The following is a 14,410-nucleotide window of genomic DNA, read 5'->3' on the forward strand; positions in this document are numbered from 1 at the left end:
TTGAGCTGCGTTTATTGACTGACGAGCAAGCGTCAAAGAGGTTTCCGTGTCCCGTATAATTATGCTAATCCCCACTGGCACCAGTGTTGGTTTAACCAGTGTCAGCCTGGGTGTCATCCGCTCCATGGAGCAAAAAGGCGTGCGCTTGAGTGTCTTCAAACCTATCGCACAACCTCGTCATGCAGGTTCTCAGGATCAAACCACGTCCATTATCCGTTCACATTCCAATATTCAAGCAGCAGAGCCTCTGGATATGGCACATGTGGAATCATTGCTGACAACCAATAAAAAAGACGTGCTGATGGAAGAAATCGTGGCACGTTACCACGAAAATACCAAAGATGCAGAAGTCGTTCTGATTGAAGGTCTGGTTCCGACACGCAAACACCCATTTGCCCAGTCTCTGAACTATGAAATCGCCAAGACCCTGAATGCTGAAATCGTGTTTGTCACTGCACTGGGCACTAATTCTCCGGAACAGCTGAAAGAACGCATTGAACTGAGCCGTGCAGAATACGGTGGTATCAAAAACCAAAACATCATCGGTGTGATTGTTAACAAACTGAATGCACCTGTTGATGATCAGGGGCGCACCCGTCCGGATTTGTCTGAAATCTTTGACGAATCCACCAAAGCCACTGTTGCACACGTTGATCCGAAAACCATTTTCAAAAACAGCCCGCTGCCAATTCTCGGCTGCATTCCATGGAGTTTTGACCTGATCGCTACCCGTGCGATTGATATGGCAAAACACCTGAAAGCAGACATCATCAACGCAGGTGCAATTGAGAGCCGTCGTATCAAATCCGTGACTTTCTGTGCCCGCAGCATCCCTAACATGCTGGAGTACTTCCGTCCGGGTTCTTTGCTGGTAACCTCTGCTGACCGTCCTGATGTCCTGATCACCGCCTGTCTGGCGGCCATGAACGGCATTGAAGTGGGTGCTGTGTTGCTGACAGGGGGTTATTCTATCGATGATTCCATTCGTGAACTGTGTGAGCGTGCATTCAACACCGGCCTGCCGGTTTTCACTGTCAAAACCAATACATGGCAGACTTCTCTGAATCTGCAAAGTTTCAGTCTGGAAGTTCCGGCAGATGACCGTGAGCGCATCGAAAAAGTACAAAATTACGTTGCACAGCATATCAGCAGTGAATGGATTGATTCTCTGGCAGCGACAGCAGAGCGTCCGAACCTGCTGTCTCCGCCAGCATTCCGTTATCAGCTGACTGAGCTGGCTCGTCAGGCTGGCAAGCGCATCGTCCTGCCAGAAGGTGATGAACCACGCACCGTTAAAGCCGCAGCTATCTGTGCTGAACGCGGCATTGCCGAATGTATTCTGTTGGGTGATCCGGATGAGATCCGCCGTGTGGCGGCAGCCCAAGGCGTTGAACTGGGCGCAGGCATTGAAATCGTCAGTCCGGCGGCAGTACGTGAACGTTACGTTCCACGTCTGGTTGAACTGCGTAAAAGCAAAGGCATGACCGAAGTGGTTGCCCGTGAACAATTGGAAGACAACGTGGTTCTGGGCACGCTGATGCTGGAGCAGAATGAGGTTGACGGTCTGGTTTCCGGTGCGGTTCACACCACCGCGAATACCATTCGTCCGCCATTGCAGTTAATTAAAACCGCACCAAACAGCTCACTGGTTTCTTCTGTCTTCTTCATGTTGCTGCCAGAACAAGTTCTGGTTTATGGTGACTGTGCAATCAACCCTGATCCAACCCCAGAGCAGCTGTCTGAAATTGCCATCCAGTCGGCAGATTCTGCAAAAGCATTTGGTATCGAGCCTCGCGTTGCGATGATCTCCTACTCAACCGGCAACTCCGGTGCTGGCAGCGATGTTGAGAAAGTCCGTGAAGCAACCCGCCTGGCACAGGAAAAACGCCCGGACCTGATCATCGATGGCCCATTGCAGTACGATGCCGCTATCATGGCAGACGTAGCGAAATCCAAGGCACCAAACTCACCTGTTGCTGGTCAGGCTACCGTGTTCATCTTCCCGGACCTGAACACCGGTAACACCACTTATAAAGCAGTACAGCGCTCTGCTGATCTGGTTTCTATCGGGCCAATGCTGCAAGGCATGCGTAAACCCGTTAACGACCTGTCCCGTGGTGCACTGGTTGACGACATCGTTTATACCGTTGCATTGACTGCAATTCAGGCAGCACAGCAGGATAATGCCTGATTTTCTGGCGATGTCCTTCTAGCAGTATCATTTTTTGAATTGCGCCAAATAGCCCTGTGATTTTATCTCACGGGGCTATTTTTCTTGAGTGCCCAAGTTGGCATTTTCTGGTTTCAGGCAGTGATCCGCTCAACCAAATCACTTCCCATCATATTTATCCCCCCTATTTCCTACTATCGGCCATTATCAGCCATACACTCAAACAGCCCGCCCTCCCCATTCAAACAATAACTAAAAGTAACTAATTTGCGTTATGGCAGAAGCTAAGTGGCATAAAAAAGCGAAATCAATAATAAGAAAACAATAATAATGACAATGGGGTTAGTTTCTTTTAATAAACACACGCCTATATTTCATTCAATATGAAATACATTCTGTAAACACGGATAAAATCAACAAAAAAAGTCGACATAGCCATATTATTTAGATAATTTGACTTTAAATATGGTTTTTTTGACTATTTTTCAGTTTAAAAAACCGCATCGTCATTTTCAAAAAAATGGAACAGGTTGCATCTTGATTACTGAAAAAGGTGAAATGGGTATGTCACACGATCACTACACTGCCTCAAAAGTTACTTCCTCCAAAACTCCCCCTTTAGTTGATGTTAATAATGATGACTTCTCTCTCTCACCAGCCTCTCCCCTAAGCTCTCCCCAACAAGTTATTTGGCTGGACCAAATTATTCATTCCGATCCATCCAATTATAATATCGGCCTTTTTTTCAGTATTAAGGGAGCATTGAACGAAACCTTGCTAGAGCGCGCGTTTAAAACCGTTGTTTATCGTCATGACACGCTCCGTTTGCGGATGATTAACACTCACAAACTTCCGGTCCAAAAAGTCACGAACCCTCTCTCTGTATCCATGGAACTTCATGACTTTTCACCGTATTCAGATGCAGAAACCAGAGTAAGACAATATATTGATGAAGAGTTCCAGAAACCGTTCCAATTGACTGACACGCTGTGGCGCGCCAAATTATTGCGGGTAAGTCGTGCACACTGGTACTGGCAATTTTCTTGCCACCATTTGATCATTGATGGTTCCGGTCTGATAATACTTTTCAATGATATTATCGATAGTTACAATCATCTGGTCCAGAATGACGCGCCGGATAAAACTGCCCCCTCCTATTTAGATTTCATTGCAGATGACCAAAATTACCTTGCTTCCCGGGATTATTCCCGTGATTTGCAATTCTGGCTAAAACGTTATGAACATCTGCCGCAACCATTGCTCTCCCCCATCAATGCCCACAAGGTTAAACAACCTGAACACACCCAATCTATTCATGGAAAAATGAATGAAAAAAACGCCGTTGAGCAGAAAAAAACCGCCAGCTGGCAACCCCCCGTTTGTTGGCAGATAGATAAAGCCCTTCTTCAACGCATTGAAGAGAAAGTCTCTCAACAAGGGTTATCCATTCTGCATTTCATGTATGCCGTTCTGGCCAGCTATTTCTCACGGGCGGCAGGGGTGGATGAAATTGTTTTCGGTATTCCCATACACAATCGAAAAGGCACTCAACAAAAAAACACCATGGGAATGTTCGCATCCGTTATGCCGATTGGCATCGCTATTTCGCCACAGGACACATTCCTTGATGTCATGCAAAACAGCGCGGCTGAATTACGGCGCTGCTACAAATACAAACGTATCCCCATTGCAGAAATCAACCGACAAACACATATCCAACAGAAAACAGGGCGCGCTCAACTCTTCGACATCACACTGTCACTTGAACCGTTCAAAGCCAATATGTATATAGAAGGAGAAGATACTTCTATTGAGTTTTTCGACTTACACCATGGTGTCCCCTACCCGCTTTCAGTCATCATCAAACAATACACAGATACCGCGTCCCCTGAAAACACCCCTGCCAATGTCACGATTGAATTCAATTTTTCCACCGATTATCTGAGTACTGAAGATGTGGTCATGCTTCAGGCCCGCCTCGCTGTCTTGCTTGATTCAGCCCTCATGTCACCGGATGTGCCGATAACCAGTTTGCCTATTTTGCCCGAAACAGAACGCCGGCAAATATTGACGGATTTCAACGCTACAGAGGCTGAATTCCCACAAAACGCATTGATCCATCAGTTATTTGAAGCTCAGGTACAGAAAACACCCGATGCTATTGCGGTTGTTTTTGAAAATCAGTCCCTGACTTATGATGAATTGAACCGTCATGCCAATCGGTTGGCACACCATTTGATTGAATTGGGAATACGCCCGGATGATCGGGTCGCCATTTGTGCCGAGCGGGGGCTGGATATCGTGGTCAGTCTGCTGGGGATACTGAAAGCCGGCGGAGCATATGTGCCACTTGATCCTGCTTATCCAACCGAACGATTGGCTTACATGCTCAACGACTTAGAACCAATGGCGCTGATTATTCAGCCTGCAATGGTGGAAATATTGGGCAGTGCGATATTGGGTAGTGCGATATTGGGTAGTTCTCTGACAGCCAATAAAATACCAACCATTGTGCTTGATGCCAAAGAGCACCCTGTTTTGAGCCACAGACCAGAAGAAAACCCAAATGCCCGGACATTGGGAATCACCTCCCGCAATCTGGCTTATATCATTTATACCTCCGGCTCTACCGGAAAACCCAAAGGGGTGATGGTAGAACACCACGGTTTGTGCAATCTGATAGCCACCCAGCAAGATACATTATCCCTGACGCCAGATAGCCGCTTATTGCAGTTTGTTTCGAATAGTTTCGATGTCTATATCTGGGAGTGCTTTATGGCCCTTCTGGCAGGCGCACGTCTCTATCTTGCGAAACGCACCGATATTTTGCCCGGTGCTGCCCTGTCCCATTATTTAAAAACCCGTGCCATTACGCACCTATTCTTATCACCTACCGCCTTGGCAGCAATGGATTCCCTTCCCGATACACTGCAAGTTTTGATCACGGGAAGCGAAACGTGCCCGTCGACATTGGTCAATCGCTGGGCCCATGGGCGGAAAATGTTCAATGGCTATGGTCCGACAGAAACCACGGTCTGTGCCACACTCTATCCATGCAATAGTCAGGAAAAGAAAGCCCCTCCCATTGGCCGCCCCATTTCCAACACCAAAATTTATATCCTTGATCCCCATAAAGAACCCGTTCCAATCGGTATCACCGGAGAGGTTTATATTGCAGGCAGCGGTGTGGCCCGTGGTTACCTCAACCGTCCCGACCTGACAGCAGGGCGTTTTCTGCCTGATCCATTTTCAACCACCACTGGCACACGGATGTATAAAACCGGTGATTTGGCTCGTTGGCTACCTGACGGTAATATTGAATATATTTGCCGCAATGATTCTCAAGTGAAACTACGCGGTTTCCGCATTGAACTGGGGGAGATTGAAGCACAACTCACTCAATGCCGTGGTGTACGCGAAGCTGTTGTCATTGTCCGGGACGATATTTCAAAGCAAAAATGCCTCGTTGCTTACTTACTCGCCAAACCAGACACAAAATTAGTTCCAACGGCGCTGCGCCAGCAACTTTCACAACAACTTGCCGAATATATGCTCCCCAGTGCCTTTATCACGCTGGATTCCTTCCCGCGAACCCCCAATGGAAAACTGGATATTCAGGCCCTGCCATTGCCTAATCTGGACTCAATAGCCACACAAGGTTATGAAGCACCGAAAGGAGAAGCAGAGATCACACTGGCTCAACTCTGGCAAGCATTATTGGGTGTTGAACGGGTAGGCCGCCATGACCATTTCTTCGCACTGGGCGGCCATTCACTGATAGCACTCAGCTTGAGTGAGCAGCTATACAACCTGAATTTATCGCTTGATATCCGTTCCATATTCGATACTCCCGTGCTGACTGAAATGGCAAAAAAAATGCAGGCCGCCCAGAACGATCTGAGGGATTTTGCCGTGCCACCCAATCTGATCCCAGACGATTGTACGGCAATCACCCCTGACATGCTGACATTGGTATCACTGTCCCAACAAGAGATTGATGCCATCTCGGCGACCATTCCCGGTGGGGCTGGCAATATTCAGGATATTTACCCGCTGGCCCCACTTCAGGAAGGCATTCTGTTTCATTCCTTGTTACAGGGGCAGGGCGATACCTATTTGCTGAATACTTTGTTTGCCTTCGATACCCGAGACTGTGTCGATGCCTTTCTGGTCGCCTTACAGCAGGTCATTGACCGCCACGATATCCTGCGCACCGCTGTCTGTTGGCAAGAACTGAACCAGCCGGTGCAAGTCGTCTGGCGTAAGGCGCTTTTACATATCAATGTTTTTGTTCCTGTCAGCGATCAAAACGTTCCCGCTCAATTATTGGCTCATACAGATCCCGATCAGCGGCGCCTCGATATCAATCAGGCCCCTCTCTTCTCTGCCGATATTGCCCATGATCCACATAAAAATCAGTGGCTACTGGCTTTATGCTTCCACCATTTAATCAGTGATCATCTGACACTGGAGCTTATTTTCAGTGAAATCAAAGAATTAATTCAGAGCCACCGCCAAAACAAGCTCCCTGAAAATTTATCCGCCCCCCTGCCTTATCGGAATTTTGTTGCCCAGTCTCTGCATATGCCAAAGTCAGAACACGAAGCCTATTTTCGTGAAATGCTTGCGGATGTTGATACCCCAACCGCACCTTTTGGCATTTTGAATACCCACAATAACCAGAGACAAATGTCAGAAGCCACCCGGCAGCTCGATGCAACACTCTCCAACGCCATTCGCACACAAGCGCACCGTCAGGGTGTCAGCCCCAGTGTGCTGTTTCATATTGCATGGGCACAGGTGCTGGCGCATGCCAGCGGAGAGGATGATGTCATCTTCGGTACGGTTTTGCTGGGGCGCATGCAGGCAGGGGTCGGGATCGAACAAATTTTAGGGCTGTTCATTAATACACTGCCTATACGTTTCCGGCTGGCTGGAAAAAGTGCACAAGAAATCGTGCAAGAAACTCACCATTGTTTGATGAAATTGCTGGAGCACGAACAAACCCCACTGGCACTGGTGCAACGCTGTAGCAGTATAACTCCCTCCATGCCCCTTTTCAGTGCACTGCTCAATTATCGCCATAGCCGGCCGGATGGACTCAACATCAAATCTGAAGGTGTGCGTCTACTGTCTGCACAGGAGAGAACCAACTATCCCTTCACCTTATCCGTGGACGATATGGGAGAAAGCTTCACTTTGGTTGCCCAAAGCGTATCCGGCATCGATCCAGTACGCCTAATGGACTATATGACCACCACCCTGACAGGGCTGACAGAAGCATTAGACACAGAGCCTCAGCGACCTATCGTTAACATCTCCGTTTTACCCGCAACAGAGCGCCAGCAGTTATTAGTTGATTTCAACGCAACCCAGATGGATTTTCCACAAGATGCCTTAATTCATCAGTTAGTTGAAGAACAGGTACAACGTACCCCCAACGCCATTGCCGTGATCTGTGAAGGACACTCCCTGACTTATGATGAACTGAACCACAGCGCCAACCGTTTGGCTCACCACTTAATGGCACAAGGGGTACAACCTGATGATCGGGTAGCAATATGTGTTGAGCGCAGCCCGGTAATGATTGCAGGTTTATTGGGGATACTGAAAGCAGGTGCGGCTTATGTGCCGCTCGACCCGAATTATCCCAGCAAACGACTTGCGTATATACTTGAAGATTCCACTCCGAAAGCCATTCTTACTCAGACGAAACACCTTGATCTCCTTGGTTTTCTTGATTGTTCAGTTCCCTCAGTGATATTTGATCATACTGAACAACACGTTGATGTTGATACTGTATCAACCTGCAACCCGGATGCGCAGGCTCAGGGATTGGCACCACATCACCTGGCCTATGTGATTTATACCTCCGGCTCCACAGGGCAACCGAAAGGAGTCGCGATTGAGCATCGCAATACCGTCAATTTCCTCACCTGGGCACAGCAAAATTTCACACCGGAAGAGCTGGGGCATACACTTTGTGCCACTTCACTGAATTTTGATTTAGCCGTATACGAATGTTTTGCACCACTGATTTCCGGAGGAACAATACATCTTGTCCCCAATGCCCTTTCACTGACAGCGGAAAAATCACCGGCAACAGAAAAACCGGTGGCTATGGCGTCAGCTGTCAGCCTGATAAACACCGTTCCCTCTACTATCGTGCAGTTACTCAACACCCATGCCATTCCCGGGACAACCAGAACCGTCAATCTCGCGGGTGAAGCACTAAAACCCAATATTGTTGAACAGTTATTCACCTCCTCGTCTGTACAAACTGTATGCAACCTTTACGGCCCCTCGGAGACAACAACTTATTCAACCTGGACACGCATGGATCGGGCAACGGGTTTTACTGCCCACATCGGCCGCCCCATTGCCAATACCCAAATCTATATTCTCGACTCCCGCGGCCAGCCTGTCCCTCTTGGTGTCAGCGGCGAAATTTACATTGCAGGCAGCGGCGTTGCCCGTGGCTACCTCAATCGGCCCGAGCTGACCAATGAGCGTTTTTTGCATGATCCATTTTCCCCCCTTCCTGCCTCACGCATGTACAGAACCGGGGATTTAGGGCGCTGGTTGCCTGACGGCAATATTGAATACCTCGGCCGCAACGATTTTCAGGTCAAAATACGGGGTTTCAGGGTTGAGCTGGGTGAAATTGAGGCAAAACTTGAACAATGTCGCGGTGTGCGTGAGGCTGTTGTCATCGCCCGTGAAGACACCCGAGAGAATAAACAACTGGTTGCCTACCTGCTGACTGAATCCGATATAAAGCCAACGCCGGCGGAACTGCGCCAACAACTTGCGCAGCAACTGACAGACTATATGATCCCCAGTGCTTTTGTCACCCTTGATGCTTTCCCGCTGACATCCAATGGCAAACTTGACAGACAGGCACTGCCTGCTCCGGATTCTTCCGCTGTCGTGACACAGGATTATGAAGAACCCATTGGTGAAGTGGAAACCGCGCTGGCCCAAATTTGGCAAACACTATTGGGATTAGATCGCGTGAGCCGCCATGATCATTTCTTTGAACTCGGCGGTCATTCCCTGCTCGCCATCCAGCTTGCTACACGGATACACCAAAATCTGGCACTGGAAACCTCTTTGCCACTGCTCTTTACTTACCCCGTACTCGCTGATCTGGCCGCCGCGCTCACCGAAAGTACCGCAATCACTCAACCAACGATAATCCCTGCGGTTGATCGCAGCCGGCATCTGCCACTCTCCTTCGCTCAACAGCGCCTGTGGTTTCTCGCTCAACTGAATCCTGCCGCCAGTCTGGCTTACCACATTCCGGCAGTATTACGTCTCAGCGGGCAACTTAACTTAACAGCATTCAAGGCGGCGCTGGATTCTCTTGTGGCACGGCAGGAAAGCTTACGAACCCGTTTTGCTTTTGTTGATGAACAACCTTGTCAGTACATTGATGCCGCAGATACCGGTTTTCCCCTGAATTATCAGGATTTACGCGGACTAAACAAAACCTTGGATAGAAACCGGATTGATGAGCTGATATCACTCGAAACACAAACTTTGTTTGATTTTGCCAACGAGCCACCTGTCCGGGGTAAATTACTGCAACTATCAGATGAAGAACATATATTTATCCTCATTCAGCACCATATCATCACGGATGGCTGGTCAGTCGGAATATTGCTCCGCGAATTAGACATACTTTACCGCGCTGCACTCGAAGAAAAAGAGCACCTTCTGGCACCTTTGCCGATTCAGTATGCCGATTATGCCATTTGGCAACAGGAATGGTTGCAGGGTGAAAATATGGCGGCTCAACGGAATTTCTGGCAAGAACAACTTCAGGGTGCACCGGAATTACTGGCTCTTCCTACCGATAGGCCACGTCCACCAGAACAGACCTACGAAGGCGCTCACATCCCCATCCATCTGGCCCCTGAATTGCTGGTCAGCCTCAAGGCACTGGGACAGCGTCAGGGAACCACATTATTTATGACCTTACTTGCCGGCTGGAGTATTGTGCTTGCCCGTTTAAGTGGTCAAAACGATATCGTCATTGGTACCCCCGTCGCCAATCGCCCACAAACAGAGCTGGAAGGGATCATCGGCTTTTTCGCCAATACGCTGCCTTTGCGGGTTGAACTGGAGAATTGCAACACTGTGGCTGAATTACTCACCCATATCCGCGAGCGATCCCTGGCCGCCTATGCGCACCAAAATCTGCCCTTCGAACAGCTGGTAGAAATACTGCAACCCAATCGTAGCCTGAGCTACAACCCGATTTTTCAGGTTATGCTGGCTCTGGACAATACCCCGGCCCAATCTCTTGAATTACCGGATTTATCTGTTTCAATGCTTGAACAAACGCGCCGCAGTGCACACTTTGACCTTACGCTGTCGCTTGCCGAAACCCAAAAGGGTTTAAATGGTTATCTGGAATATACCTCAGATTTGTTCGATGAAGTCACTGTTGGGCATATCGCGGGTTATCTCATTCAGGTACTGAGCGCCATGGCAGCGGATGAAAAACAGGATATTGCCCGCCTGACAATGCTATCTGCCGCAGAGCACCAGCAGTTGCTGGTCGAATTCAATACCCCACAATCTGAACCATCATCATTTGATCATGAACCGTGGCTTCCACAAAATGGGCTGATTCACTCGTTATTCGAAGATCAAGTGCAACGCACTCCCGATGCCATCGCCGTTATCTTTGAAGATCAATCCTTGAGCTATCATGAACTGAATTGCCGCGCCAATCAGTTGGCACACAGCCTGATTGCCTTTGGGGTGCGCCCTGATGATCGGGTCGCAATTTGTGTTGAACGGGGATTGGATATGATTATTGGCTTGTTCGGCATCTTAAAGGCCGGGGCCGGTTATATCCCACTCGACCCAGAATATCCCGTAGAGCGACTGACTTATCAGTTATCGGATGGCAAGCCTGCACTGTTGTTGACACAGAAACACCTGAAAAAAGACTTGTCAGTACAAGACCTCCCCGTATGGTTGCTGGATGATGAAACTCATCAAAACAGAACAGCAGTGCAACCCGGCCATAACCCTGACAGCAAGCAACTCAGGCTTCAACCTCATCATCTGGCTTATATCATCTACACCTCCGGTTCAACCGGACATCCGAAAGGTGTCATGCTGGAACATCGCAATGTTGTGAGCCTTATCCATGCACAACGTCAGGTCAGCAAACCTCATCCGGGTGATCGCATTCTGCAATTTGTCACCGTTGCATTCGACATTTCAGTATCGGATATTTTCCCGACCCTTGCCTCCGGTGCCACATTGGTTCTGCGTCCTGCGCATATCAAAGTCCCGGATGCCGGCTTTGTCGATTTCTTGCGTCAACACAAAGTCACCATCATCAACATCCCCACCGCATTCTGGAATCACTGGGTTCAGGAGATAATGGCAGGGCACTGCGGTTTCAGCGCCTGTTTGCATACGGTTATTGTGGGCGGCGATAAAGTGGAGCAGCGCCATTTAGCCGACTGGTTATCATGCCCGGAAACGCAATCCTGCCGTTGGTTCAATGCCTATGGCCCGACCGAAATTACAGTGACCGCCACTGCCTTGCTGATAGATGGCAAACAACTGGCAGACAGCAAGCAGGCTGTGACGATGACGGATAACATTCCGATCGGACGTCCACTCTCCAATACCCGCATTTATATTTTGGATGCATTTGGCCAGCCTGTTCCCATCGGCGTCAGCGGCGAAATTTACATCGGTGGTCAGGGTGTCGCCCGGGGTTATTCAAATCAGCCTGAACTCACGGCAGAGAGGTTTGTCATTGACCCATTCAGCAAACAGCCGAATGCCCGGATGTATAAAACCGGCGATTTGGGCCGCTGGCGGGCTAACGGCAATATCGAATATCTTGGACGCAACGATTTTCAGGTCAAGATACGTGGTTTCCGCATCGAATTGGGTGAAATAGAATCCAGATTGATGCAGTGTGCCGGTGTACGTGAAGCTGTCGTGCTTGCCCGTGAAATCCCTGATCAAACAGGCATGGCGGGGGATAAGCGCCTCATTGCTTATCTGCTGGCAAAACCACAGGCGAAACTGCTTCCCGCAGCATTACGCCAGCAGCTCTCACAACATCTTGCTGAGTATATGCTGCCCTGTGCCTTTGTCATTCTCGATGCCTTCCCGCTGGCCCCCAATGGCAAACTCGATCGTCAGGCATTGCCGTTGCCGGATCAAACTGCCATCGTGAGCCGCACTTATGAAGCGCCAATCAACACAATGGAAATCACTCTGGCCCGGATCTGGCAAACATTATTAAAGCTGGAAAGGGTGGGACGTTACGATCATTTCTTTGAAGTCGGCGGCCATTCGCTGATGGTTGTCAGCCTGATTGAACAGTTGCGGGAACAAGGCTGGGGGCTTGATATCCGTTCCGTGTTTGCGGCCCCTGTACTGGCTGACATGGCAAAAATAATGCAACCCATTGAAAAACACCCCACTGAGTTTATTGCTCCCCCTAATCTCATTCCTGATGGTTGTACCAAAATCACGCCGGACTTGTTGCCCCTCATCGCTTTGACACAACAAGAAATTGACACGATAACCGACACTATTTCCGGAGGGGCGGCCAATATCCAGGATATCTATCCGCTGGCACCGTTACAGGAAGGTATGCTGTTCCATCATTTGTTACAAACACAAGGCGATATCTATCTGTTGCACATTGCACTTGCTTTCGACAGCCGTGAGCGCCTTAATGCTTTCCTGGCTGCCTTCCAGCAAGTGATTAACCGCCATGACATCCTGCGTACCGCTATCTGTTGGCAAGGTTTAAAACAACCCGTGCAAGTTGTCTGTCGTCAGGCATCCCTGTATGTCGATACGTTTGTGCCTGAAAATGATCAAGACATTCTGTCTCAGTTACTGGCATACACTCATCCGTATCAACGCCGACTGGATGTCAGCCGGGCGCCGGTTTTTTCTGTTGATACAGCCTATGATCCCCATCAGGAAGAGTGGTTACTGGCTATATGCTGCCACCATATCCTTAATGATCATATATCATTGGACATTATCATTTCTGAAATCCATGAACTCATGCACCACCGTGCCGGGCATCTCATTCCGGCACTGCCTTACCGACACTTTATCGCCCAATCCTTGAACATGCCGCCATCATCACATGAAGATTATTTCCGTGAAGCACTGGCTGATATAGATACACCCACCCTGCCTTTCGGAATACCGGACATTTACAGTGTAGACCGGCCAATTACGAACTCAACTCAACTTATCAGTGCATCCCTGTCGAGAGATATCCGCAAGCAAGCCCGCCGTCATAGGGTAAGCTGCGGTGTACTCTTTCATGTCGCACTGGCGCTGGTACTGGCAAAAATAAGTCGTCAGGAAGACATTGTTTTCGGAACTGTTTTGTCGGGGCGGATGCAAGGAGGAACAAATATCAATCAAATTCCGGGCCTGTTTATCAATACCCTGCCCGCCCGGGTCCGACTGACCGGAAATAGTGTACAACAGGTGGTGCAAGCGACTTATCACAGTTTGACGCAATTACTTGAGCATGAACAAGCATCACTGGCATTGGCTCAACGCTGTAGCGCAGTGACATCCCCTTTGCCGCTCTTTAACACTTTGCTCAACTACCGTCATACCCGGTTGGATACAACCCGCAATGTTTGGGAAGGCGTTCGCCTGATCACGGCTGAGGAGAGAATGAATTATCCCCTCTACTTCGCTGTGGATGATCTGGGTAAAGGCTTCCGGCTGGAAATTCAGGCCATACAAGGCATCGATCCGGCACACCTGCGTGCTGATATGCTCAGCGCCCTGTCTGGTCTGGTTGATTCGTTGGAAAACTCTCCACAACAACCCATCGTGGACATACCTGTTGTTTCCGGTACTCACTGGCAACCGCAACACATTAATCTCAGCCCCAGCCCCGGACAGAGTGATTCTCTGTCTCAACAGATCATCATTGCAAAATATGGATATGAAGCCCCGAATGGTGATGTAGAAACCGCATTGGCTCAAATTTGGCAGGAACTGCTGAAACTGGAACGCGTGAGCCGACATGATCATTTCTTTGAATCCGGAGGACATTCACTTATTGCAATACAACTATTAGCCCGCATGCATGAGCAAAATATGCATATTTCATTGATGGATGTACTGACCTACCCTACCTTAAGGGAAATGGCTTTGAAGGTAAACGATGCCCCGACTTCTCTGATATCCGGAAAATAACACTTCATC

The 14,410-nt window shown here is 49.0% G+C and carries 2 protein-coding genes; both read left to right on the top strand.

The features are described from left to right. Positions 1 to 46: 46 nt before the first annotated feature. Positions 47 to 2,191, top strand: coding sequence for a phosphate acetyltransferase (gene pta, locus Xsze_RS18175; protein ID WP_038237136.1), 2,145 nt, complete (start codon positions 47 to 49; stop codon positions 2,189 to 2,191). 543 nt (positions 2,192 to 2,734) lie between these two features. Then, a complete protein-coding gene (locus tag Xsze_RS18180; RefSeq protein ID WP_084616209.1) occupies positions 2,735 to 14,401 on the top strand; it encodes a non-ribosomal peptide synthetase in 11,667 nt (3,888 codons plus the stop codon). The last annotated feature ends 9 nt before the right edge of the window (positions 14,402 to 14,410 follow it).

Source organism: Xenorhabdus szentirmaii DSM 16338 (assembly GCF_002632585.1).
GTDB classification, from domain to species: domain Bacteria; phylum Pseudomonadota; class Gammaproteobacteria; order Enterobacterales; family Enterobacteriaceae; genus Xenorhabdus; species Xenorhabdus szentirmaii.

Coding starts and splice junctions, on each gene's coding strand:
- Xsze_RS18180 (WP_084616209.1), top strand. CDS start 2,735: ATGTCACACGATCACTACACTGCCTCAAAAGTTACTTCCTCCAAAACT.